The 23,349-nt window shown below is 66.9% G+C and carries 20 protein-coding genes; 8 read left to right on the top strand and 12 right to left on the bottom strand.

Going from position 1 to position 23,349, the window contains the following annotated elements; genetic code table 11:
* The first annotated feature begins 101 nt into the window (after positions 1 to 101).
* A complete protein-coding gene (locus IEY31_RS10350) occupies positions 102 to 587 on the top strand; it encodes a PPC domain-containing protein (RefSeq protein ID WP_229723481.1) in 486 nt (161 codons plus the stop codon).
* A complete protein-coding gene (locus IEY31_RS10345) occupies positions 584 to 3,271 on the top strand; it encodes a S8 family serine peptidase (protein ID WP_188971618.1) in 2,688 nt (895 codons plus the stop codon). Before IEY31_RS10350 ends, IEY31_RS10345 begins: the two co-directional genes overlap by 4 nt.
* A 47-nt stretch (positions 3,272 to 3,318) precedes the next feature.
* On the opposite strand, the gene IEY31_RS10340 is transcribed toward IEY31_RS10345, so the two are convergent.
* The 11 genes from IEY31_RS10340 to IEY31_RS10290 all read right to left on the bottom strand — a co-directional run bounded on the left by IEY31_RS10340 (position 3,319) and on the right by IEY31_RS10290 (position 14,533).
* On the bottom strand, positions 3,319 to 3,960 hold the full coding sequence (locus IEY31_RS10340) for a lysophospholipid acyltransferase family protein (RefSeq protein WP_188971615.1): 642 nt from the start codon (positions 3,958 to 3,960) through the stop codon (positions 3,319 to 3,321).
* Between the two features lie 3 nt (positions 3,961 to 3,963).
* On the bottom strand, positions 3,964 to 4,599 hold the full coding sequence (cmk, locus tag IEY31_RS10335) for a (d)CMP kinase (RefSeq protein ID WP_188971613.1): 636 nt from the start codon (positions 4,597 to 4,599) through the stop codon (positions 3,964 to 3,966).
* Positions 4,600 to 4,659: 60 nt separating this feature from the next.
* The gene (locus IEY31_RS10330; RefSeq protein WP_188971611.1) at positions 4,660 to 5,742 is read right to left on the bottom strand and encodes an aminopeptidase; all 1,083 of its coding nucleotides are present in this window, start codon (positions 5,740 to 5,742) and stop codon (positions 4,660 to 4,662) included.
* The gene (locus tag IEY31_RS10325; RefSeq protein ID WP_188971609.1) at positions 5,739 to 6,527 is read right to left on the bottom strand and encodes an SDR family oxidoreductase; all 789 of its coding nucleotides are present in this window, start codon (positions 6,525 to 6,527) and stop codon (positions 5,739 to 5,741) included. Before IEY31_RS10325 ends, IEY31_RS10330 begins: the two co-directional genes overlap by 4 nt.
* Complete coding sequence (locus IEY31_RS10320; RefSeq protein ID WP_188971608.1) at positions 6,527 to 7,225, bottom strand: RraA family protein; 699 nt, start codon at positions 7,223 to 7,225, stop codon at positions 6,527 to 6,529. Before IEY31_RS10320 ends, IEY31_RS10325 begins: the two co-directional genes overlap by 1 nt.
* On the bottom strand, positions 7,222 to 8,817 hold the full coding sequence (locus tag IEY31_RS10315) for a DUF885 family protein (RefSeq protein WP_229723480.1): 1,596 nt from the start codon (positions 8,815 to 8,817) through the stop codon (positions 7,222 to 7,224). The genes IEY31_RS10320 and IEY31_RS10315 overlap by 4 nt, the downstream gene beginning before the upstream one ends.
* Positions 8,818 to 8,834: 17 nt before the next feature.
* A complete protein-coding gene (locus IEY31_RS10310) occupies positions 8,835 to 9,959 on the bottom strand; it encodes a Gfo/Idh/MocA family protein (RefSeq protein ID WP_188971605.1) in 1,125 nt (374 codons plus the stop codon).
* Entirely contained in the window at positions 9,956 to 11,035 is a 1,080-nt protein-coding gene (locus IEY31_RS10305) for a ketopantoate reductase family protein (protein WP_188971603.1), read from the bottom strand. The genes IEY31_RS10310 and IEY31_RS10305 overlap by 4 nt, the downstream gene beginning before the upstream one ends.
* 29 nt (positions 11,036 to 11,064) lie before the next feature.
* The gene (gene opp4C, locus IEY31_RS10300; protein WP_188971601.1) at positions 11,065 to 11,955 is read right to left on the bottom strand and encodes an oligopeptide ABC transporter permease; all 891 of its coding nucleotides are present in this window, start codon (positions 11,953 to 11,955) and stop codon (positions 11,065 to 11,067) included.
* Positions 11,948 to 12,901, bottom strand: a complete 954-nt coding sequence (locus tag IEY31_RS10295; protein ID WP_188971599.1) for an ABC transporter permease — start codon at positions 12,899 to 12,901, stop codon at positions 11,948 to 11,950. Before IEY31_RS10295 ends, opp4C begins: the two co-directional genes overlap by 8 nt.
* Positions 12,902 to 12,997: 96 nt before the next feature.
* Positions 12,998 to 14,533 (bottom strand): peptide ABC transporter substrate-binding protein, encoded by a 1,536-nt coding sequence (locus IEY31_RS10290; protein WP_188971598.1) that lies wholly within the window; start codon positions 14,531 to 14,533, stop codon positions 12,998 to 13,000.
* Positions 14,534 to 14,829: 296 nt separating this feature from the next.
* Here IEY31_RS10290 and IEY31_RS10285 point away from each other — a divergent pair, with 296 nt between their 5' ends.
* Genes IEY31_RS10285 through IEY31_RS10275 form a run of 3 tightly spaced genes read left to right on the top strand, consistent with a single transcriptional unit; the run spans position 14,830 to position 18,092 of the window.
* Entirely contained in the window at positions 14,830 to 16,026 is a 1,197-nt protein-coding gene (locus IEY31_RS10285) for a hypothetical protein (RefSeq protein ID WP_229723479.1), read from the top strand.
* A 13-nt stretch (positions 16,027 to 16,039) separates the two neighbouring features.
* The gene (locus IEY31_RS10280) at positions 16,040 to 16,822 is read left to right on the top strand and encodes an IclR family transcriptional regulator (RefSeq protein WP_188971596.1); all 783 of its coding nucleotides are present in this window, start codon (positions 16,040 to 16,042) and stop codon (positions 16,820 to 16,822) included.
* A gap of 40 nt (positions 16,823 to 16,862) precedes the next feature.
* Complete coding sequence (locus tag IEY31_RS10275; RefSeq protein WP_188971594.1) at positions 16,863 to 18,092, top strand: M24 family metallopeptidase; 1,230 nt, start codon at positions 16,863 to 16,865, stop codon at positions 18,090 to 18,092.
* Between the two features lie 160 nt (positions 18,093 to 18,252).
* On the opposite strand, the gene IEY31_RS10270 is transcribed toward IEY31_RS10275, so the two are convergent.
* Positions 18,253 to 20,040 (bottom strand): outer membrane protein assembly factor BamB family protein, encoded by a 1,788-nt coding sequence (locus IEY31_RS10270; RefSeq protein ID WP_229723478.1) that lies wholly within the window; start codon positions 20,038 to 20,040, stop codon positions 18,253 to 18,255.
* A gap of 109 nt (positions 20,041 to 20,149) precedes the next feature.
* On the opposite strand from IEY31_RS10270, the gene IEY31_RS10265 reads away from it, so the two are divergent.
* The 3 genes from IEY31_RS10265 to IEY31_RS10255 all read left to right on the top strand — a co-directional run bounded on the left by IEY31_RS10265 (position 20,150) and on the right by IEY31_RS10255 (position 23,301).
* The gene (locus tag IEY31_RS10265) at positions 20,150 to 20,647 is read left to right on the top strand and encodes a hypothetical protein (protein ID WP_229723477.1); all 498 of its coding nucleotides are present in this window, start codon (positions 20,150 to 20,152) and stop codon (positions 20,645 to 20,647) included.
* A 97-nt stretch (positions 20,648 to 20,744) separates the two neighbouring features.
* Complete coding sequence (locus tag IEY31_RS10260) at positions 20,745 to 21,671, top strand: PEGA domain-containing protein (RefSeq protein WP_188971588.1); 927 nt, start codon at positions 20,745 to 20,747, stop codon at positions 21,669 to 21,671.
* 175 nt (positions 21,672 to 21,846) lie between these two features.
* Complete coding sequence (locus IEY31_RS10255; protein WP_188971586.1) at positions 21,847 to 23,301, top strand: mercuric reductase; 1,455 nt, start codon at positions 21,847 to 21,849, stop codon at positions 23,299 to 23,301.
* Positions 23,302 to 23,349 lie beyond the last annotated feature (48 nt).

Below are 23,349 nucleotides of genomic sequence, written 5' to 3'. Positions count from 1 at the left end.
TTCGCCGCCCGCTATCATTCCGCTTAGAAGTGCTTGACCACTGGTCCGGAGTTATGGGTTCACTCCAATACCCTCCTTCCCGCCCGACTACAATCGGAGACGTGCCCAACAAGCCCACCTCTCCCCTGCTTCTGCTGGCGCTAAGTGCCGTGCTGGTCGGCTGCACCAACACCGCGCTGCCGCCGGCACCAATGACCGAGAGCGAGCCGAACGGCAGCGCTGCCATCGCCAACGTGCTGACGGTTGGCACGCGGCTGAACGGGCGGATTACCGGCCAGCCACGTGACGTGGACTACTTCACGTTCAGCGCCGAGGCGGGCGCACAGCTCCGGCTGACGGTCAGGAGCGTGGGCGTGGACCCCGGCAGCACGCTCGACCCGTACGTGCAGGTGCTGCTGCCCGACGGGTTTACAGTGCTGGAACACGACGACGACAGCGGCGCGGGCCTGGAATCCGAGCTGCGCTTTAACGTGACGCACCCCGGCAGCTATTTCGTGACCGTCACCAGTTTCAGGATTCACGACGACGAGCAGGCCAGCGACGACCGGGAGGGCAACACCTACCAGCTTGCCCTGACGCGCCGATGAGACGCCCACGCCGTCACCTGTTGCTGGGGCTGACTGCCCTGCTGATGGCCTGCGGTCCGGCGGGCAGCGCCCCACCCCCCACACAGCCCACCGGGACCGCCCTCAGATTGCCCACCGGGGCCGCCCAGAGCGGTGACCGCTGGTTTGTGGAACTGGCCGGCGATCCCGCTGCCCTGAACGCCCAGGGGGTGGGCGCGCAGCAGGCCACCTTCCGCGCACAGGCCGCCGCCAGCGGGACGCAGTACCGGGAAATCGCCAGTTACCGCACGCTGTTCAACGGCTTCGCGGTGCAGGCCACCCCGGCGGAACTTGGGCGGCTGTCACGTCTGCCAGGGGTGACCGGCGTGTATCCGGTGCGTCCTATCCCCCCACCGCGCGCCCCAGTCGCACTCAAGTCCCAGGCCCTGCGGCCCGACGTGCTGAGCGCCCTGGGCATGACCGGGGTGGACGTGGCCCAGTCGCAGCTGGGCCTGAGTGGCCGGGGCGTCCGGGTGGGCATCATCGATACCGGGTTGGACCTGGGCCATCCGGCGTTCAGGGGCCGCGTCGTCGTCGGATACGACTTCGTGGGCGACAGCTACGACGCTTCCAGGCCCGGCTCGGTCCCTGTGCCCGACAGCAGTCCAGACGACTGCCAGGGCAACGGCACCGGGGTGGCCGGGATTCTGGGTGGCCACGATCCGGCGGGCGGCTTCCTGGGGACCGCGCCCGGCGTCAGCCTCGGCATCTACAAGGTCTTCGGCTGCCAGGGAAGCACCGACAGCGCCACTTTGCTCACGGCGATGGAACGCGCCCAGGCCGACGGCATGCAGGTGCTGAATATCAGTCTGGGCGTGCCGTTCCAGTGGCCGCAGTACCCCACGGCGCGCGCCGCCAGCCGCCTGGTCAAGGCGGGCATGGTGGTCAGCGCCGCTGCGGGCGATAGCGGCGAGACCGGACCCTACAGCGTCGGTGCCCCGGCCCTGGGCGAGAACGTGCTGGCGGTGGCCTCGGTGGACAACACCCGACTTGAGCTGGGCAACTTCAGCCTCACGCCGGGCGGCGCGGTGGTGGGTTACCGGCCCGTCAGCGGCGCGCCCCGCCCACCCGCTGGCCTGACCCTGGCCGTCGGCAAACTGCCGGGCAGCACGCCCAGCACCGACAACGACGGCTGCTCCATCGACGGCCTGAACCCCTACGCGCCGGGCAGCCTGAACGGTCAGGCCGCGCTGGTCCGCCTGGGCAACTGTCCCGCCCGCGAAAAGATTCTCAATGTTCAGAACGCCGGGGCGCGGGCCGCCGTGCTGTACAACAACCAGCCTGGTCTCGCCAGCGTGAATGCCCAGCCTGTCAATCCCTTTGACGATGCGGCCATCGACATTCCTGCCGTCTCGGTGCCCGCCGGGGACGGCGCGACCATCGACGCCGGCATGGCGGCGGGGGTCAGGCTGACCTTCAACGCAGCGCCGCAGACCTTCGATAACCCCAGCGGCGGCAGCGTCAGCCCATTCTCGGCGGTTGGCGCGGCGCCGAACCTGGCCCTCAAGCCGGACCTGGCCGCGCCGGGAGGCTGGGTCCGCACCGCCACGCCCCTCAGGACGGAGACCAGCGGTTACGCGGTCCTGAGCGGTACGGGTCTGGCCGCGCCACAGGTGGCGGGCATCGCCGCGCTGCTGCTGGAGGCGCAGCCGGGCCTGACGGCGGCGGACCTCTCGGCCCGGCTGATGAACAACGCCGCCCTCCGCCCCGCGCAGGAGGGCGGCGCCCCGGCCCCGGTGCAGCGGCAGGGCGCGGGGCTGGTGAACGTGCTGGCGGCGCACCGCAACCCGGTCACGGCCACGCCCGCCCGTCTGGGCCTGGGGGCCAGCCAGACCTTCGGCCCCCGCAGCAAGGTCATGGTGCTCAGGAACAGCGGCCCGCAGGCGCAGACCTTCCGGGCCACGCACGTCCCGGCGCAGGCCCTGGACAGTGCGGGCGGGGCGCTGTCACCCGTGGGGCAGGCAGCCCGCCTGAGCATCAACGGCCACAGCGCGGACGGGGCGGGGGTCACGGTCAGCGTCCCGGCAGGCGGCGAGGCCGAGGTGAACGTGCTGATCACGCCGCCCAGCCGCCCCGCGCAGGGCCAGTACGGGGGCTACGTCGTCCTGACCAGCCCCACCGGACAGGCGATGGTCATTCCCTACGGCGGTTTTGTGGGCCACTATCAGGCGCTGACGGTGCTGGGCGATGTGAGTTTCGACGGGGGCCGGACCTTCAAGAACTTCCCGGCGCTGTACGATCCCAAGACCTTCGAGTATTACCCGGAAGGGCTGACCCCGCCCGCGCCGCCGGCCTACACCCTGGAGGACGTGCAGGTCCGTGACGACAGCGGCCAGCTGGTCACCGTGCTGGACGCGCCGCAACTGCTGGTCCATTTCGGCCATCAGGCCCGCCGCCTGACGCTGGAGCTGCTGGATGCGGGCGGCCACAGTCTGGGCACCGTGTTCGAGCAGAACTATGTCGGGCGCAGCGCCACTGCCGTCTACACCGACCCGAACAGCGACACTTTCGGGTTCGTGGGCTGGGACGGCACGCTGGAGGGCGGGCGGCCCGCACCCGCCGGAACGTATCAGCTGCGGTTAAACGTGCTGAAGGCGCTGGGCAATCCCAGTGTGGCCGCCGACACCGAGACGTACCTGAGCCAGAAGTTCACGGTGGTCCGCTGAGGCCCGGCAGAAGCCAGGGCGAATCTCCTCACCCGGCCTGAAAACGCCTACAGGACGCCCACTGCGTTCTCCCAGCGCAGCGTCAGGCCACGCAGACTGTCACCCTGGGGCTGCAGCGGCGGGCCGAAGCGCACATGCCAGCGCCCGCCGGGCAGGCCGCGCGGCAGCCACGCCGGGCGCTCGTGCCACACCCGCACCGGAACAATGGGGACCTTGGCCTTCAGGGCCAGCAGCGCTGCGCCGCCGTGCAGGCCCTGGCCGCCCCGCGTGCCCTGCGGAAAGATCCCCACCATGCCGCCGCGCTCCAGCACCCGCAGCGCCTGCCTGAGCGCGCGGGTGTCGCGCCCGCTGCGGTCCACCGGAAACGCTCCGGTGGCGCGCAGCACCGGCCCGATGGCGTGGGGGCCGATCAGCGTCCACTCGAAGGCGTCGCGCTTGGCCATGAATTGCAGGCGGTGCAGCCCCGGCGGAATGGCAAAGCCGATGGTAAAGGGGTCCAGCGCCAGGGCGTGGGTGCCGGCAACAATCACTCCACCCTGCGGCCCCCCACGCGGTAGATGTTCCAGGCCAGTAACCTGGACCCCGCCGCCATAGGCCACGACGCACCCCACCCCCCAGTGGATCACCGGGTACAGCCAGGGGTGAGGGGTGGGAATGGCGTCCGGGGCAGAGCGGGCCAATGCAGGCATCGCTTAGGCGGAGGGGGTGCGCTGCGGCAGCTGCGCCAGAACCGTCTGGATCACGCCGTCCAGGGTCAGGGGCCCGGTGTCAATCACCACGGCGTCGGGCGCAGGCGCACTCTGCACGCGGTCCAGCAGGTCGCGGCGAACCAACGCGGCCTCAATGGCGGGGACGTCCTCCGGGCGCTCGCTCGCGCGGCGCTGGGCGCGGATGCGTGGGCTGGCCGTCAGGTAGAACTTGGCCTGCGCCTGCGGAAACACAGTGGTGCCCATGTCCCGGCCCTCGGCCACGAAGGGGGCCGGCAGGGCGCGAAGCTGCGCGTCCACCCAGCCGCGCACGTCGGGCAGGGCGGCCACCACACTCACGCCCGCGTCCACGCGTGTGGAGTGCAGGCCGCCGGTCAGCTCGCGCTCTCCCTGCCAGACCCGGTTGCCCCCGGCCAGGGGTTCCAGACGCAGAGGGTGGGCCTGCAGATGAGCCAGCAGTTTGGCCGCGCCGTGCAGGTCCAGCCCGGCTTCCAGCCCCAGCAGGGTGGCGGCGCGGTACAGCAGCCCGCTGCTCACGTACGGCACGCCCAGCGCCCGCGCCACCCCCGAGGACACGCTGGATTTGCCGCTGGCCGCCACGCCGTCAATGGTCACGATCATCAGTTGCAGAGTCTACAGGACGGGGTGCCGGGGCCGGGGCCTGTGGAACGCAGCGGAAAGCTAGACGAAGCGCCCGCCGTCCTGGAACAGTTCACCGTCCAGCAGAATCTGCCCGCCCCCGCGCAGGTCCTTGATCAGATCCCAATGCAGCGCCGAGATGTTGGTGCCGCCCGTTTCGGGGTACCCGTTGCCCAGCGCCAGATGCACCGTGCCGCTGATCTTCTCGTCGAACAGAATGTTCTGGCTGGGGGCCTGGATGCCTGCGTTGCTGCCGATGCCCAACTCGCCCAGCCATTTCGCGCCATCATCCGTTTCCAGAGCGGCCAGCAGCGCCGCCTCGCCCTGTTCGGCACGGGCGTCCACGACCAGACCGTCCCTGAAGGTCAGCCGCACGTTGCGCACCGCCGCGCCGCCATAGACCGTGGGCAGATCGAACAGGATCTGACCGTTGGCGCTGGTCTCGATGGGACCGGTGAAGACCTCGCCCGACGGCATGTTGCGCTTGCCGTCGCTGTTGACCCAGATCCGGCCCCCGATGTTCAGCGTCAAGTCGGTGTCCTCGCCCACGATGCGGACCTCGCTGGCGCGGGCCAGTCGCTCGATCAGCCCCGCCTGCAACTCGCGGATCTCGCCCCATTTCGCCACCGGATCAGGCGAGTCCAGAAACATGGCGCTGGAGACGAACGCCTCGTACTGGGGCAGGCTCATCTGCGCAGCCTCCGCACCATAAGCGGTGGGATACAGGCTCAGGTTCCAGCGCCGCCCGGCACGGGCGCGGGCCACCGGGTTCATGGCCTTGCGGTGCCGCGCCACCCGCTGGGGATCGAGGCCGTCTGCCGGGCTAGAGGGCGTCAGGATGCGGACCGAGGCGTCGATGCTCTCCACCTCGGACAGCAACAGCGGTTCTGTGGCGTCCAACAGGGCGCCCGGGGCCAGACGGTGAAAATCCTCCAGTTGGGTGGGGTACTCCAGCCGGATCAGCGGGGTGGCGCCGCGCTCCAGCAGCAGGCGGTGCAGTTCCTCCACCAGCGGCAGGGCCAGGGTGGTGGCCTGCACCAGCACCCGCTGGCCCGGCTGGGCGGCAATGCAGTAGTCGGTCAGCAGGCGGGCGTGGGCTTTCGGATCATAGTTAGACTGACTCATAGACTGGTCACGGCTCCTCCGTCCACCAGCAGCACGCTGCCGTTGACGTAGATGGCGGCGGGCGAACACAGGAACGCGGCCACCCGCCCGAATTCCTGCGGCTGGCCCAGGCGGCCCATCGGGATCTGCGCCTCTGAGGCGGTGCGAATCTCGGCGCGGCTGAGGCCTCGTTTCTGAGCCTGCGCGTCGTCGAGCTGGTTGATGCGCTCGGTCTCGATGCGGCCCGGAGCCAGCCCGTTGACCTGAATGTGGTCCCCGGCCAGCTCCAGCGACAGGCTCTTGCACAGGCCGTACACGGCAGGCCGGAAGGTGTTCGAGAGGGTCAGGTTGTCGATGGGTTTCTTGACGCTGCTGCTCAGCAGGGTCAGGATGCGCCCGCCGCCTGCCTGCCGCATCAACGGCAGGGCCAGCCGGACACTGCGAACCACGCTCATCAGCGTGAGCTGAACCCCGGTGGTCCACTGTTCCTCGCTCAGAGCGGAGAAATTGCCCGGAGGTGGCCCGCCCGCGTTGCACACCAGAATATTCAGCGAACCAAACGCGGTCTGCACCTCGCCGAACAGCCGGGTCAGATCACCCTCGCTGGCCACGTCGGCCTCGAAGGCCAGCACCTCGTTGCCCGTTTCCGCGTGAATGCGCGTTGCCGAGGCCTGAGCGCGGCCCAGATCGCGCGAGCAGATTGCCACCCGCGCACCTTCCGCCGATAAAGCCGCCGCCGTCGCGTAACCCAGGCCCGCGCTGGCCGCTGTGACCAGCGCTGTTTTTCCTTGAAGTCCAAGATCCATCAGACGTGCCCGTACTTTTCCAGCACTTCGGGAAGGCCCAGGCCCCGGTTCAGATCCTCACGAATGGCGACTTCCTTGCGGGTCAATTCCTCCGCCCGCTCCAGCACCGTCTCGGCCAGTTCCTGCGGGACCAGGATCACGCCGTCCACGTCGGCCAGAATAAAGTCGCCGGGGCGGACCATAACGCGCTCGGTGGTGGCTCCCGGCAGATACACCGGCACCTGCCAGGCGTTGACCCCCCAGCGTCCGATGGACTGCACCGGGCTGCGGTACTGCGTGAACACCGGGAACTTCATCTTGCCGATCCACTCGATATCGCGGATGCCGCCGTCGATCAGAGAGCCGACACTGCCCCGGTGCTGCATACCCAGGGCGATCAGCTCGCCAAAAAAACAGACGCCCGACGCCCCGCCGCCGCTCCAGACGCTGATCTCGCCGTCTTGCAGACCGGACACGGCCTTCATCTTTTCGGCATCGCCGGTGCCGGAATACGGCGTCATCTGGCCGCGAATGGTGTAGGCCCAGCCTGCCATCTTGTTCTGGGACGTCTGGATGGGCCAGAAGCTGCTGGCAAGCCCGTGGTCGGGCTGACCCAGTTCGTCCAGCACGTCGGCGACGTTGGCCGTATCCACCTTGAGGTAACGTTTGCGCAGTTCAGCCTTGCGCTCTTTGGAAAGGGGTTCGGGCTTTGCAGTCATGGGGTTCCTCGTGAATGCCGGCGGCGCAGCTCGTCCGCGATCAGGGTGACCGGGGCGCAGCCGTAAGAGAGAAGTCGATCATGGAAGACCTGCGGCGCGAGGTCAAGCTCGGCCCGCAGTTCCCTGATCACCTGGGTGCCCAGCCAGTACATCAGCCGGGTGGCCGGGTAGATGCTGTTGCGGGTGGTTTCGGCCCAGACGCGGCCCGGCGCGAAGCCCACGTCATCCCGGTAAAAGGCCCGCATCTGCTCCAGCGTCCACTGCCCGGTGTGCAACCGGATGTCTGCCAGACAGCAGGCAGCGTTGCGGAACTCAAACTGCTTGAGCAGCAATTCTTCTTCTGGCGTGTAGAAACCGGGCGCCTCCAGCAGCAGATCCTCGGCGTAGCAGGCCCAGCCTTCCACCAGCGTGCCCGCGCTCAGAAAGGCGATGCCGCTGGCGCAGTCCGTGCCGCCCAGCTGCGCCAGCTTTGAGGCCGCCTGCCGCGCCCGCGTATTCTGGGTGTGGTGGCCGATGCTGCCGTGATGGACGGCGTGGACAGCCTTGATGAATGGGACGTTCTGACCGCGCAGGTACGCCGCCATGTCCGTGCCGGGCGGAAAGATCCAGTAGATGCTGCCGTCGCCGGGATGCCCGGCGGGCGGAGAGCGGTAGAACAGGAAATACAGCGCTCCAGCGGCCTCCCTGGCCCATTCAGGCAGAAGCTCGAAGGCCAGGCCATATTCACGGGCGGGTGTCATGAGACCCTCAGCGGCGTCCAGAGCGCGGGCGTTCCAGTCCTGATAGGTCTGTTGTACGTCGTCTAGAGCAGGATGATGTTGTTCCAGTGCGGCCAGTTGCTGCTGCCAGCTTTTCGCTGGGTCAAGCTGATGGGCCATTTTCACAAGTTCCGCACCCAGCGCTTCAAACGCAGCCTGCGCCCGCCGCTCTGCCTCTGCCGCTGAATAGGGTAGGGCGTGGGCCTCGCGCATCAGGAACTCCAAGTAATCGCGTCCGCAGGCTGGGTCCGCGTCACCCGCCTTCAAGGCTGAGGCAAACGTCTGAACGGCGGCGGCAGCCTGCGCGGCAGGTTCCTGCCAATCCGCCTGATAGTCGGAGTGTTTAGACAGACCACGCAGGAGTAGAGCTTCCAGCGCCTCTGCCTCCTTCCGGGCACGTTCTACCCAGTCGGCAGGCAGATTAAGCGGCTCCAGCGTTCTGGTTCCTGTGGACAGAAATTCGGGCATGGCCTTCAGCCGTGCCAGAACGGCCGCCGCGTTTGTCGGGCGTTCGTTCGGCAACAGCAGACTGATGACGGCGAAGGCCGCCTCACCCGTATAGAAGGCCGGATTGTGCTGGCGGGGCCGCTCCCGCGCCTCGCGCAACGTGACGCGCAACTGGGAGCGCAGCAGCCACAGATCTAGCCGCTCGCCCGCCGTCTCAGCTTCACCCGTCCAGGCTTCCACCTTCTGCAAAAGGTTGGCAAGGTCATGCCGCTCATGTTCCAACGCCTCCTCATCCACTGGAGGCAACTGATAATCATGACCCGGCAATCCCATGAACGACGCGTCCACCGGACGAAACTGGGCGTGCAGGGCAAGGTATTGCTCCACCCACCCTCCAAGCTGGCTCACTGCGCCTCGACCTTCGGCAGGTCTACCCAGCGCCGCTCCCGGAACGACTGCACAATAGCGTTGACCGTCTCCTGGCTCTTGGCCCCGTCGTAGAAGGTGCATTCGCCGGGGAGATCGTCCAGAATCTCGTCCACCCAGAAGCGGATCAGATTGCGGTAGTACAGCTCCGGCCAGGGCGTGTGCAGCGTGGTGCCGGGCGGGTAGGCCGCGCTCGGCAGGTCAATTTTGCGGAACTCCACCGCGTCGGGCGTGGCGAAGTGCAGCGTTTCGGCGATGCCGTTCTCCTCCACCAGCCGGGCCACCGCCGCGCCTTTGCTGCCGTAGATCCGCAACTCCACGCCGGGGTAGTTGCCCACCGCGATGTACGACGTCTGCAGGATGCCCTGCGCCCCGCTGGCGAACTCGGCCAGAGCCACCGCGCCGTCCTCCACCGGAATGCGCTGCATCCCCTCGTAGCCGCGCACGATGCGTTCGGGGACGTAGTTATGCAAACTGCCGATCACGCTCTGGTATTCGCCCGCGCACCAGCGCACCAGATCCAGCAGGTGCGAGCCGTAGCCCACGATGGACGAGGGAATCAGCTGCGTCCAATCGGCGTCCTGCGGCACCTGACGCAGCGGGTAGTCGGGATCGAGGAACTGAGAGTTCTGCTCCAGGCCGTGCACGTGGAAGATCTCGCCCAGCGTACCGTCGTCCACCCAGGTCTTGATCTGGCGGATGGCGGGCGAGTAGCGGAAGGTGAAGCCCAGCTTGGTGCGGACGCCCTTCTCCTTTGCCAGCGCGGCGGCGGCAAAGGCATCCCTCGCATCGTGCGCCAGCGGCTTCTCGGAAATGACGTGCTTGCCCGCGTTGATGGCCGCCAGACTCAGCGGCAGGTGCGTGTCGGTGGGCGTGCAGACATCCACCATCTGCACCTCGGGGTCGTTGATTAGTTCGTTGGCGTCGGTGTAGATCTTGCGGATGCCGAACTGTTTGGCTAACGCCTCGGCCCGCTCGGGCACGGTATCGCAGATCGCCACCAGCTCGGCGCGGTCATAGGCGTGGTAGCCCGGCAGATGGGCCTGCTCGGCCCAGGCGTGCGCGCCGATGACGCCGACGCCCAGCTTCTTTTTCCCACTCATGGCAGCGCCTTGCCGATGGAGGCAATGTACGCTTCCAGCTCGTCGTAATTTTCAAATCCGAGTTGCCGCTGACCGCCCTCGATCTCGTAGATCATCTCGCACAGTTTTGCGTTCAGGCGCGAGTCGGCCCCCACCTGCGCGGCGTAATCCACCAGTTTGCCGTTGCTGGAGCGCACCTCCGAGGGGCGGTTGCGGTACACAATGTCCCACCAGATGCCGCTGCCCTTCTTCTTGAACTGATGGGCATCGGGTTTCTGGTCCTTCTTGAGCAGCCAGACCGCGTGATTAATGTTGTCGATCAGCTTCTGGGTATCGGCAGGCGTCTGCGGCTTGTAATTGGCCGGATCGAAGAAATCGAAAGCTTCTACCGTGATGCCGTTGGCCTCGGCGATTTCCAGCGCCTCGCGCACCACCGCGCCCGCCACACGGGCATAACGCTCCACCCCCAGCGTCTCGCGGATCGGCGCATTCACCAGCGCGCTGAAAACCACCTGGGCGCTGTAGACCTCCTTGGCCCAGATCTGGCCCCAGATGTTGTCGCTGAGCTGCACCTCGGTCAGGGCCGAGAGTTTGTCTGCCAACTCCAGCAGGCGCGGGGTGCGCTCGCCCGTCATCTCGCCCAGTTGAATGGCCCCCTCATGCACAAATTCCAGGTAACCGGGATCCACCAGCGCGCCGCCGTAATTGGGAATGGAACCGATGACCCGCTCCAAGCCGCCCAGTCCCGCCTCGGTGAGTCGGGCGGCGATGTCGTGCTCGTTGAATCCGTTCTGGTACGACACCACGAACGTCTCGGGGCCAAACAGCGGCAGCACGCTTTCCAGAGCCTCGATGGTGTGCTGGCTCTTGGTGGCGATCAACACGGCCTCCAGTGGGCCTTCCAGCTCACCCGGATGCAGCGCCTTCACGTCGAAGTGCAGTTCGCCTCGCACACCATCTACCTTCAGGCCGTGCACCTTGATGGCGTCGATATGCTCGGCCCAGCGGTCCACCAGCGTCACGTCGTGTCCAGCTTCGGCCATGTAGGCCCCGGCGAGGCCGCCGATGGCTCCTGCACCCAGGATGGTGATCTTCATGTTGTCTCCTTGTTTTGAGTTGGCGGTTTTCAGTTGCGCGGATCGAAGGCGTCGCGCAAACCGTCGCCCAGGAAGTTGACGGCCAGCACGGTGATCAGGATCATCAGGCCAGGAAAGACAGCCAGCCACGGGGCGGCGGTCAGCCACTGGCTGGCGTAGTTCAGCAGGTTGCCCCAGGTGGGTGTCGGCGGCTGCACGCCCAGCCCCAGGAACGACAGCGCACTTTCGAGCATGATGGTGCCGCCCACCGACAGCGTGGTGGACACGATGATCGGGCCAAGAGCGTTGGGCAGGATGTGGCGGAACATCACGCGGTTATCGCCGCCGCCCAGGGCGCGCGACGCTTCCACGAACTCGCGCTCGCGCAGACTCAGGAACTGGCTGCGCACCAGCCGGGCGGTGCCCATCCAGCTCAGGCTGCCCACGATCAGGATCAGCAGCGTGACGCTGGGCCGCAGGATGCCCGACAGCAGGATGATCAGCGGCAGCAGGGGAATACACAGCACCACGTCTGTGATGCGCATCAGCACAGTGTCCGTCCAGCCCCGGTAGTAGCCGGACAGGGCACCGATCAGGGTACCCAGAAAAGTGGCCAGCAGCGCGCTGAACAGCCCCACCATCAGCGAGATGCGGGCGCCGTACAGCACCCGAGTAAAGGCGTCGCGCCCCAGTTGATCGGTGCCCATCCAGTGCTTGGCACTGGGAGGCTGCGGCTGACCCATGATGCTGACGTCCTGACCATCAAAAGTATAGGGGGCGATGAGGGGCGCAAAAATGGCCGACAGACCCAGCAGGATCAGCACCACCAGGCCCAGCACCGCCAGCTTATGCTTCAGGAACCGAGCGATCATCGTGGGCCAGAAGCCCTCACGCCGCACACGTCCGCCCGGTGTGGCGCGGTGTTCAAGGGTGTCAGTCATAGCGAATCCTGGGATCGATCAGGCTGTATGCCAGGTCTGCGAGAAGGTTGCTCAGAACCAGCGCGAACGAGCCCACCATCAGCAGGGCCATCAGCACCGGGTAGTCGCGTCCGTTCATCGACTCGATGAACAGGCGGCCCAGGCCCGGCCACGCGAAGATCGTCTCGGTGATGACGGCGCCGGACAGGATCGATGCCGAGTCCAGCGCCACCACCGTGACCACCGGAATCAGGGCGTTCCTGAACGCGTGAGAGTACGTCACCCGCCGGGAGGACACGCCCTTGGCGCGGGCGGTGCGGATGTAGTCCTGGCTCAGCACCTCCACCATGCTGGAGCGCATGTAGCGGCTCCAGCCTGCCACCGAGGCGAAGGCCAGGATGAACACAGGCAGGATCAGGTGACGCAGCAGATCAGGCAGCGAACCGTCCCCAATGGTCTGCATGCCCGCTGAGGGCAGGATTTTCCACTGCACCGCGAACAGCAGTTGCAGCATCAGCGCCAGCCAGAACACGGGCATACTGATGCCCAGAAAAGACATCAGGGTAATGAAGTAGTCCACGCCGGTGTAGCGGCGGGTGGCGCTCAGAATGCCCAGCGGGAGAGCGACGATCAGGGCGAGCAGGAAAGCGCTGCCGCTGAGCATCAGGGTAGCGGGCACCCGGGCCAGCACCTCCTCCATCACGGGTTGCGCGCTGCGAATAGAAAAGCCCCACTCGCCCTGGAAAAAGGCTGTAACCCACCGGAAGTACTGCACCGGCAACGGCTGGTCGAGCCCGAAAGCCCGTTTCATGTTGTCCAGCGCTTCCTGAGTTACGGACGGGTTGTCGGCATAAACGTCCAGCGGGCCGCCAGGGGCGAGATGCAGCACCCCGAATAGAATCAGCGAGACGCCCAGCAGCAGCGGCACCATGCCCAGCAGGCGTTTGAAAATGTACGACAGACTCATGACGCTCCCTTCGCAGGTGTGGTGGCGTTGACGTCAAGTGCGCAGGCCCCGCAGGCCGAGTAAAGCTGGGCCGAGTCGGGGCCTGCGCCTTGTTCCTTACTTCTTCAGGTACCAGCCGCTGGTATTGACGAAGTTGGTCATGTTGGTGGGGTTGGGGACAAAACCGCCGAGTTTATCAGTCACGACGATCATCGACGGGTTGGAGGTCACGGGGATGCTGGGCAGATCCTGCATCAGCACCGTCTGGAAGTCGCGCAGGGCCTTGTTCCTGACGGCCGGATCCAGACTGCTGTCTGCGGTTGCCAGCAGCGCGTCCACCTTGGGATTGCTATAGCCCTGGCCGTTGTTCACTCCCTTGGTGCCGAAAAAGACGCCATAAGAGGGGTCCGCTGAGGTGATCCAGCCACTGTAGAACAGGTCATAACTGCCCTTGTAGCGCGCATCGCGGAAAGCCACACCCGCCTTGTTGTCCGGCTTGAGTTCGATGCCGATGGCCTTCATCTGGGCGATCAGCACCTGCTGGGCGTCCTCGTCGGTCGCGCGGCCTGCCTGCGACATGATGTTGAAGCTCAGGCGCTCACCGTTCTTGGCGCGAATGCCGTCGCTTCCTGCTTTGTACCCAGCCGCCTCCAGCAGTTGCCTGGCCTTGGCCGGATCATAGGGGTACTTCGGCACGTCCTTGTTGCTGTATGAGAAGACCGGCACCACCACCGTGGAGATCGGAATAGGGTAGCCGCCCAGCGCCTTGGAGATGGTGGTCCGGTCTATGGCATGCGCCATCGCCTTGCGGACGTTGATGTCACGCAGCGCGGCCGGGCCTTTCAGGTTGAAATCCAGGTGTTGCCACGACAGCACCGGGTTCTTGATGACCTTGAGGCCCGCCTGAGCGCTGAGTTGGGGAATCTGCGAGTACGGCACGCTGTAGGCCATCTGGATCTCGCCGGACTTGAGCTGGGTGACCAGCGTGTTGCTGTCTGGAATGATCTTGAAGATCATCTTGTCCAGGTACGGAAGCTGCACGCCCGCCTTGTCCTTGCCCCAGTAATTGGGGTTGCGGTCCAGCACCACGAACTGCCCCTTGACGTACTGGGTGACCTTGAAGGGGCCGGTGCCCAGCGGCATCTGGTTGTACTTGTCGGTGTTGAGATCCTTGCCTTCCAGCGCGTGCTTGGGCAGGATGCCGAAGGTAAAGAGGGTGCTCTTGAAGTCGGGCGCGACGCGCTTGTAATTAACGATCACCGTCAGATCGTTGGGCGTTTCAATAGACGAGATGTCTTCGGTGCCGTCCTTGGACTCGGCGATGAACTTGGGGTCCTTGACCGTCTCCCAGGTGAACTTCACGTCGGCGGAGGTAAACGGCTTGCCGTCGGACCACTTGACGCCGGGCCGCAGCTGGTACGTGACCACCATGCTCTTGTTGTCGGCGGCCACCTTGATGCCGCCGTTCTGCACGGTGGGCACGCGCGTTGCCAGCACCGGCACGTATTCCGCCTTCTCGTTGGGGGCCACCAGGCCTTCGACCACTGCCGCCTGTACATCACCCAGGAAACCCGTGGAATAGACGTTCAGCGTGTCGATGTCGTACCCGAGGCCGACAGTCAGGGTGCCGCCGCGCTGCTGCGCCATTCCCATTCCGCTGAGCAGAATCGCTGTACTGAGCCCGAGTACTATTCTCTTCTGCTTGACGGAATTTCCTGCTTGCATCTGATTGCCCATGTTCCTAACCTCCGCTGAGAGAGAAAAGTGTGACCAGAACGATCAAAACCAGAATCGAGTTTGAGGTTTGAATCACAGTGTATGCATATTCACACAGGGAAGTCAAGCCAAGACTGCGACCCGCAAGGCAGTAAAGATTCCGGGATGTGGAATGAAAACTTGACTTCAGGTTCCACTTGACGGAATGATGGACGGCATTCAGGAGGAACAACATGGACAATCAGAACGCAGCCCCCAACGACGCTTCGCTCGGCCGCCAGCTCACGGCCCTGACTATCGGGATGGATCACCTCGAACGTCAGCTCTCGCGCGGACACGGCGTGCTGGACAGCGAGGGCCTGGTGCCGATCTATCTGGGTGACAAGCTGGTGCCGCCGCTGGCCCTGAGTGACTGGGACGCGGTGCATACCGAACTCGATGATCTGGAACGGCAGGTGGCCCAGTACCCGGCGGGCGCGCGTCACGCCTTTCTGGAGGACATGCTGCGCTCGCTGAGAACGGCCACCCGGCTGTTCGAGGGCGAGGTCCTGAGCTTCCGCGAGAAGCTGGAGGGGCTGGTGGGCGTGCCTGCTCAGCCGATCAGCGACGATGGGCTGCTGGAGATGCACGGTCAGCTGGAAGAGATGCTGAATCAGGCCGGAATGCGCCATGGCACCCTGGCCGAGCGCATCGGGCGCTGGGAAGAGGAGCGGGCGCTGGCTTCGGACCAACTGGAACCCATTTTCGTTGAATTGATGGCCGAGGCGCAGCGCCGCACCGACGCCCGGATCTATCCGACAGGTGACTACACCATGCGCCTGAACCCTCTGCGTGACGTTCCGTTTACCGCGCGGTGCAACTTCAATCAGGGACAGATGGACCTGAATATGGACCTCAAGTTCACGCGGGCGGCCCTCAAGCATCTGGTCTGCCACGAGGTCTTTCCGGGCCATTCCACCCAGCTGCTGTACACCCGTGACAAGGCGGCCAGCAGCGAGAGCACGGCGGACGTGCTGCTGTGCACCACCAACGCCGTCACCGGCTGCGTGCAGGAGGGCATCGGTGACCAGGGTGTGGAACTGCTCGACTGGGTTGAACACCAGGACGACGCGGTGCATGCCCAGCTGCGGCGGGTACGCAGCGCCAGCGCCACGAGTGCGGCGTGGTACCAGATGGGCGAGAACTGGCCCGAGGACCGCGTGATGACCTTCCTGGAACGCTATTCCTTCGGGCAGCGGCCCTGGATCGAGGGGCGTATCCGCTTTGCCAGCTACAGCTTCCGGGGGCCGTTCATCGCCTCGTACTGGTTTGGCAATGAGGCGGTACGCGAGGTGCGCGAGGGCCTGAGCGAGGGCCAGTGGCCTGCCTTTATCGAAACGCTGTACGGCCAGATGCACTCTCCGCGCAGCCTGCGAATGTTTGGCTCCTAGACTGGAGCGTCCTATGAGCGAAACTGTGCAGAGCGTCGAGCGTGCCCTCGACATCATCAATACCATCGTGGCGGCCAACCGTTCGCTCAGTGTGGGGGAGCTGTCCCAGGCCATGGGCCTAGCCCCCAGCACCATCCACCGCATCCTTCAGACCCTGACTGTCAAGAACTACGTGTTTCAGGACCCCCAGACCAAACGCTACGACATCGGCCCCGAGATCGTGGACATCAGCAGCGCACTGTACCTGCGCTACGACCTGGTGCGCCGGGTACGCCCCTACCTTCAGGAACTGGTGGAAGTGACCGGGGAAACCGCCCACATCGCGCAGCTCTACGGCACCACGGCGATGTATCTCAGTCAGGTGGAGCCGTTCAGCATGGTGCGGATGTTCACCACCCCCGGCAGCATTGCCCCGCTGCACTGCAGCGACGTGGGCAAGGTCTTTCTGGCCGACCTGCCCACCGCCCGCGTGGACGAGATCGTCCGCAAGACGGGCCTGCCCGCCCGCACCCCCCACACCATCACCGACGAACCGGCGCTGCTGGCCGAACTGCTGTGTGTCCGCACGCAGGGGTACGCCGTCGACGACGAGGAACGCGAGGTGGGCGTGCGCTGCCTGTCGGCAGGGATTCTCAACGGGGCGGGCAAGGTCATCGCGGCCATCGGGGTGGCGGGCCCCACCAGCCGCATGAGCCGTGGCCGCATCGAGCAGGTCAGCGAGGCGGTTATCGGCATGGCCCGGCGCTGCGCCGACGAACTGATTCGTCAGCCTATGGCTGAACCTGTAGGCGACTGAGGGCTGCCCGTTCAACCGCAAGATCACGGAGGGTCTGCCCATGACCGACATTGTTTTTTCTGAGTCCGACAGACTGGAGATCGGCGCGGACGAGTACCTTCTGCGCCGCGACCGGGTTTTCCACCTTCTTACAGACCGGGAAATTGACGCCCTGTGTGTATTCGGCCCCACACGCGTGGCTTACCTGAGCGGCTTTTTCTTCTCACCTACCGAGCGGCCCATTGCCCTGGTCCTGACGGCGGACGGCAAGGTGGCCGCCCTACTGCCGAACCTCGAACTCAGCCATTTCCAGCAGCAGGGACCGGAACTAGACGATAGTGCCATTTACCCTGAATACCCTGGCGGCGGTTCTGGCCGTCACCCACTGCTCTTCTTGCAAGCCTTGCTTGGCAGGCTGGGTGTGCTGGGCAAGAGGATCGCGGCGGACGTGGACGGCTACGAACACCGCTGGGGCTACCGGGGGCCAGCGCTCAGCACCGTGCTGGGACAGCCTGTTCAGGCCAACGTGGCCCTGATCGACGACCTGCGGATGGTCAAGAGTGCTGCCGAGATCGCCCTGATGACCGAGGCCTGCCGCTGGGGCGACCACGCCCACCGGCTGATGCAGGACAGTATTCGCGTGGGCAGCGAGGAGCTGCTGATTTCCCACGGGGCCAGCTTGCAGGCCACCCGCGACCTGCTGGCCGAACTGGGTGAGCGTTACGTGCCCAAGGCCCGCGAGGGTCTGCCTGCCAATGCCATGTTCATTCGCGGCAGCAACACCGCTCACCCGCACGGCCTGCATGAGGCGGGCACGGTGGGGGTGGGCGACGTGCTGGTCACCGGCGCTTACGGCGTGGTGGGCGGCTACGAATCCGAACTGGAACGCACCATGGTTGTCGGTGAGCCGGGCGCCGAGTTTCAGCGCTACTTCGCGGCGATGCTGGCCGCCCAACAGGTGGGCTTCGATGCCCTGCGCCCAGGACGGACCTGCGCGGAGGTCGAGGGCGATGTGCGCCGCTTTGTCCGCGATCACCTGGGCATGGACGGGCTGGTCCGCCACCACACCGGGCATGCCTTCGGACTGGAAGGGCATGAGCATCCCTTCCTCGATCTCGATGATCACACGGTGATCGAACCGGGCATGGTGTTCTCGGTAGAACCGGGACTGTATGTGCCGGAGTTCGCCGGGTTCCGGCACTCGGACACCGTGGTGATCACGGCCACTGGATCAGAGCGCCTCAGCCTGTATCCGCGTGAGTTGGACGCCCTGGTGGTGCCTGCGGGATAAACCGCGTACGGTCCTGGGGGGATGAAGCCTCGAAGATTTTTCAGGTGCAATTCGTGGTTGTACACGGAAAGACCAGCGCTCACCCTGCTGGTCTTCCCTCTTGACTCCCACCGGACTGGGCCTGTTGCCGTCACCCGGACATCAGGCAAGGGCGGCAGCCTTACTTCAGCACACCGGGGAACTCGGGGGCAGCGCGCAGCGGCACCAGTTGCACCACGCTGATGGGAAAGGTGATGTCCTGCCCGGCGCGGGTCAGGGTGATGGCCGGAGCGGGCGTCACGGTCAGCCGCGCCGAGGTACCGGGCAGCCCGGCCAGCGCCGCGAGCGGCACGAAGGGCACGTTGTTGAAGACGCGCACGGTCACCGGCAGCAGCGCGGAGTCCACCCGCACGTTGGCGGTGCGCGGCGTTACGCTGCTCACGCGCAGGCCCAGCGCCGCGGCACTCTCGCCCAGCGGCAGGTAGATCTGGCCGCCGTCGGCACGCGCGATTCCGGCGGCAACGAGGGCCTGCTGCTGCGCCGTCAGCACTGGCGCAGGCTGGGGCGGCGTGGCCTGAACCGGGGCAGGCTGGGGCTGAGCGGGTGTGGGCGCGGTGGTGTTGGCAGGCGGCACCTGGGCGGTGGGGGCCGGCGCAACAGGGGCGGGCGCGGTGGGCCTGGGAGCCGCCGGAGCGGGGGTGGCGGGGGCCGGGGCCGTTGCGACCGGGGCCAGCGGCGTCAGGGCGGCCAGCACCGCGCTCGCGGCGGGCCGGCGGGTCTGGGCAGCGGCGTCCAGCTCACGGGCGCCCGGCGCACGGCCCACGGCGCTGGGCAGGGCGTGGAAGGTGGTCCACGGCCCCACCGCCAGTGGACGCTGACCCCGAATGGCGCTCAGGCCGCCGCCCTCGGTGACGAAGTGCAGCGTGCCCGCGTCGCTGACGGTCACGCCCAGGTCCATCTTCTTGCCGGTCTTCAGCTGCCACAGCGGGCGCCCGCCCGCACCGATGGCGTGCAGCGTGCCGCCCAGATCCGGCACCACCACCGTGCCGTCACTCAGCTCGGCGGCGGGCGCCGTGACGGGGGACCCGGCGACGTAGGTCCAGGCGTCCTGACCGTCGGTCCTGACCGCGTAGACCCGGCCGTCGTAGCTGCCCACCACCACCAGCCCGGTACTGGTCACGATGGGACTGGCGTTCACGAACAGCCCGGTCTGGCGGGTCCAGCGCAGCCCCCCCGCCGGGTCCAGCGCGTACAGCTTGCGGTCACTGGACCCGAAGTACACGTTGCCCGCCGCGTCGATGGCCGGGCTGCTGAACACCAGCGATCCGGCCCGGAAGGACCATTTGAGTTTGCCGTCCGGAGTCAGCGCCAGCAGCTGACTGCCCTGCGTGCCCAGGTAGATGGTGCCGTCCTGCGCCACCGCCGGACTGCTGAAGATCGGCGCGCCGGCCTTGAAGGTCCACAGCGTCTTGCCTGTCTCGCTCAGGGCGTGCACCGTGCCGCCTGCCGTGGCCGCAATGACGCTGCCGTCGGCACGCAGCGCGGGCGTGGCGAAGATGTCGCCGTCCAGCCGGACCTTCCACAGTAGCTTGCCCGCCGGGTCCAGCGCGTACAGCGAGTCGTCGTAGCTGGCCGCCAGCACGCTCCCCTGCGGGGTAATCACCGGATAGGCGCGGCCCAGGTCACCGGCAGCGTAGTTCCACAGCTCCTTGCCGCTGGCGTCGGTGCGGTGGATGCGGGCGTCACTGCCGATAAAGACCAGATCGCCGTTCGGCGCCACTGACACGCCGGAAATCACGCGCAGCTCGCGGGTCCAGTCGACCTTGGGCGCCCTGAACTGCGGCGCGGGTACGGCAGAGGAGGCCACAGCCGGGGCGGGCGTGGCCGCCGTCTGGGCCAGGGCCACGGGTAGGGGAACGGCGACCAGCAGGCCCAGGGTCAGGACGGTGGTGCGGGAAAAACTGAGCACAAGATTCCTCATCTGAAGGTAAGCTCCTTTACATTGCCTTTACGCAACGTTGAATCGGTGGGGAGGGGCGTGGACGCCTGCCAGGGTACGGCCTAAGATGACCAACGTTATGAAGAAAATTCTCATGCTGACCGCGTTCGCGCTTACCGGCCTGGCCGCCGCGCAGGACACCTCTACCGCTCCTGCCCCCATGCCCATGACGGCGCCGGCCTCGCTGAGTGCCGCCGAGAACTACGTCAAGGCACAGGAATATGCCGTGCAGGCCGACGTGGCCTACCCGGTGTCGTTCTACGACCGCACGCTGTGGAAGGCGGCGGTGGACCACTCGTACTTCGCCGCCAGCATGGAAGCCACCAACCGCGACTACAACGCGTACCTGGCCCAGCTGTACACCAAGACCCAGTGGTGGATCAACGCCTACAACGCCTGGGTGCGCCTGGGTGACCTGAACGACACCGAGAAGCAGTGGGCCTCCCTGAGCGCCGCCAAGCTGGCCTACCTGGCCCTGCAGCGCGGCGACACCGAGATGACCCGCATGTACGTCGAGAAGGGCATGGCCTGGGCCGACAGCGAGAGCCTGCAGTCCATCATGAAGCGCCTGCCCTGAGCCCAGCGCCCACCACCCCGGCCCTGGGTTCGCCCGGGGCCGGTTTTTCGTGTGCCATGGCGGAATCCTGTCGGAGACTGCCTTCTATGCTGAAGACATGAACCACCGCGCCGTCCGTCTGTTCGCCGTGGGTGCCCTGCTTACCGCCGCCCTGAGCGCCTGCGTGCCCGCGCCGTTGCGGGCGCAACCGGGGGCGCAGGTGGGGGTGCAGACCGTCCTGACCCCCGCGCCCGTGCAGGCCGCCACCGGCGAGACCGGCCTGTACCGCGACCCCGGCCCGGCGGCCCTGCAAGTGCGTACCCATAGGCCCGCCTTCGTGACGGCGGTACTGCTGCCCCAGTCCGGCGGCGCACAGGTGATCGGGGTGGGCGCGGTGCCGGCCGACACGGCGGTGGCAGTCGCCCTGCCGGCCACGCAGGGCTTCACACAGGTCTTTACCGTCACCAGTCTGGCCCCGCTGGACCTGGCGGCGGCGGCAAACGCACGTTCGGTGGACGGGGTGGCCCGCGTGGTGCAGCAGGCCACGGCCCCCCTGCCCACTGGCAGCTACACAGTGGCCACCACGGTGTACCGGGTGGTGAGCTTCGGCACGCTGGAGGTCACGGCCTCGGTCCCCGGCGCCCAGGTGCGCGTGAATGGCCGCCGGGTGGGCCACGCGCCCCTGATCCTGCCGGATGTGCCCGAGGGCCGGGTCACGGTGGAGGTGTCGCGCGCAGGCTTCGACAGCGTGGCGCAGACCGTGACCGTGGCGGCGGACACCACCAGCCGGGTCACGGCCGAAATGCGGCCCGAGACCGGTGGCCTGTGGGTGGACAGCGACGTGGCTGCCCGCGTGCTGATCGGGAGGCAGCCGGCTGGCCCCACGCCGCTGCGGATGCGGGTGCGCCCCGGCGTGATCAACGTCAACGTCGTGCCCCTGGACCCCGCCGCCCGCACCGAGACGCTGCTGGTGCGCGTGAACGTCCGCCAGGACACGCACATCGTGTGCCGCAGCGCCCCGGAGTTCACCTGCACCGTGCGCTGAATCCGCAGCGCTCTGCCCGCCCATACTGCCTTGCAGGGCAACGCCAGCCGCGCACCGAGCCTCCCGGCACTGTCACCGCTGGGCCTTTCCACCACGCCACGGGCAGCTCCGACCGCCGCCTCTGCCCACCCACCAGCCCGCATTTCTACCAGGACGGGTTTTACCAGGAGACGACATGGCCCCCACACACACCACTGCCGAAGCCCAAGCCCAGTCCGCCACCACACCGCCCAGCAGCGCCCTGATCATCGGGGCGGGACAGGCGGGTGGGCCGCTGGCGGGCGCACTGGCACGGGCCGGCTGGCAGGTCACGTTGATCGAGCGCGAGCATGTGGGCGGCACCTGCGTCAACGAGGGCTGCACGCCCACCAAGGCCATGATCGCCAGCGCCCGCGCCGCGCATGTGGCCCGCCGCTCGGGGGAGCTGGGCGTGCATGCCCGTGACGTGCAGGTGGACCTGAGCCAGATCGTGGACCGGGTGCAGAGCATCGTGAAGGATTTCCGTGAGGGCAGCCGCTCCGGTGTGCTGAAGGCCGGGGTGACGCTGCTGGACGGTGCGGCGCGGTTTACCGGCGTGCGGCAGGTGGAGGTGACGCTCAATGACGGCGGCACCCGGCAGCTCAGCGCCGATTATGTGTTCATCAATGTGGGGGCCACGCCGGTGTGGCCGGACCTGCCCGGGCTACGGGACGTGGGCGCGATGACCTCACGCGATATTTTGCTGCTGCGCGAGTTGCCCGCCCACCTGCTGATTCTGGGCGGCGGCTACATCAGCCTGGAGTTCGCGCAGCTGTACGCCCGACTGGGCAGCCGCGTGACGGTGGTGGAGCGCGGCGAGCGGCTGCTGTCCCACGAGGACGCGGACGTGGCCGCCGCGCTGCAAACGGTGCTGGAGGACGAGGGCGTGACCTTCCTGCTGGACGCGGAGGCCATTCAGACCCACAAAAAAGAAGACGGGATCACGCTGGAGGTTCGGCAGCATGGCGAAACGCAACAGCTGCGCGGCTCGCATCTGCTGGTGGCGGTGGGCCGCACGCCCAGCACCGATGGTCTGAACGTGGAGGCGACAGGCGCAAAGCTGGGCCAGCACGGTGAGGTTCTGGTGGACGAGCGCCTTCAGGCAGCTGACAACGTGTACGCCCTGGGCGACGTCAAGGGCGGCCCGGCGTTCACCCACATCTCTTACGACGATTTCCGCATCGTGCGCGACGATCTGCTGCGCGGCACCCGGCGCACCACCGGCGACCGGCCCGTGCCCTACACGCTGTTTACCGACCCGCAACTGGGGCGGGTGGGCCTGGACCGTCAGGGCGCACAGCACCTGGGTCGCCCCACCCGCGTCTATACCCTGCCCATGTCCAGCGTGGCCCGCGCCATCGAGACCGGTGAGACGGCAGGCCTGATGCGCGCTGTCGTGGACGACGCCACGGACCTGTTGCTGGGGGCCACGGTGCTGGGCCACGAGGGCGGCGAGGTGATGGGCGCCCTGCAACTGGCGATGATGGGCGGCCTGAGTGCCACGGACCTGCGCAACGCCACGCTGGCCCACCCGACGCTGTGCGAGTCCATCAACAACCTGTTCCTCAGCGAGCCCGAACCACTCGACGGTCAGGCGGGCAGCGACAGCTGAGGACAGGGGGCCGACACGGATTGCCCTTCAATTTCAACCACGCACCCG

Source organism: Deinococcus aerolatus (genome assembly GCF_014647055.1).
Taxonomy (GTDB): domain Bacteria; phylum Deinococcota; class Deinococci; order Deinococcales; family Deinococcaceae; genus Deinococcus; species Deinococcus aerolatus.
Note: the sequence above shows the minus strand (reverse complement) of the source record. Positions and strands in the feature narration are given on the sequence as shown.

Coding starts and splice junctions, on each gene's coding strand:
- IEY31_RS10295 (WP_188971599.1), bottom strand. CDS start 12,901: ATGAGTCTGTCGTACATTTTCAAACGCCTGCTGGGCATGGTGCCGCTG.
- opp4C (WP_188971601.1), bottom strand. CDS start 11,955: ATGACTGACACCCTTGAACACCGCGCCACACCGGGCGGACGTGTGCGG.
- IEY31_RS10325 (WP_188971609.1), bottom strand. CDS start 6,527: ATGGATCTTGGACTTCAAGGAAAAACAGCGCTGGTCACAGCGGCCAGC.
- IEY31_RS10340 (WP_188971615.1), bottom strand. CDS start 3,960: ATGCCTGCATTGGCCCGCTCTGCCCCGGACGCCATTCCCACCCCTCAC.
- IEY31_RS10290 (WP_188971598.1), bottom strand. CDS start 14,533: ATGGGAATGGCGCAGCAGCGCGGCGGCACCCTGACTGTCGGCCTCGGG.
- IEY31_RS10330 (WP_188971611.1), bottom strand. CDS start 5,742: ATGAGTCAGTCTAACTATGATCCGAAAGCCCACGCCCGCCTGCTGACC.
- IEY31_RS10320 (WP_188971608.1), bottom strand. CDS start 7,225: ATGACTGCAAAGCCCGAACCCCTTTCCAAAGAGCGCAAGGCTGAACTG.
- IEY31_RS10305 (WP_188971603.1), bottom strand. CDS start 11,035: ATGAAGATCACCATCCTGGGTGCAGGAGCCATCGGCGGCCTCGCCGGG.
- IEY31_RS10345 (WP_188971618.1), top strand. CDS start 584: ATGAGACGCCCACGCCGTCACCTGTTGCTGGGGCTGACTGCCCTGCTG.
- IEY31_RS10280 (WP_188971596.1), top strand. CDS start 16,040: ATGAGCGAAACTGTGCAGAGCGTCGAGCGTGCCCTCGACATCATCAAT.
- cmk (WP_188971613.1), bottom strand. CDS start 4,599: ATGATCGTGACCATTGACGGCGTGGCGGCCAGCGGCAAATCCAGCGTG.
- IEY31_RS10285 (WP_229723479.1), top strand. CDS start 14,830: ATGGACAATCAGAACGCAGCCCCCAACGACGCTTCGCTCGGCCGCCAG.
- IEY31_RS10255 (WP_188971586.1), top strand. CDS start 21,847: ATGGCCCCCACACACACCACTGCCGAAGCCCAAGCCCAGTCCGCCACC.
- IEY31_RS10260 (WP_188971588.1), top strand. CDS start 20,745: ATGAACCACCGCGCCGTCCGTCTGTTCGCCGTGGGTGCCCTGCTTACC.
- IEY31_RS10310 (WP_188971605.1), bottom strand. CDS start 9,959: ATGAGTGGGAAAAAGAAGCTGGGCGTCGGCGTCATCGGCGCGCACGCC.
- IEY31_RS10265 (WP_229723477.1), top strand. CDS start 20,150: ATGAAGAAAATTCTCATGCTGACCGCGTTCGCGCTTACCGGCCTGGCC.
- IEY31_RS10275 (WP_188971594.1), top strand. CDS start 16,863: ATGACCGACATTGTTTTTTCTGAGTCCGACAGACTGGAGATCGGCGCG.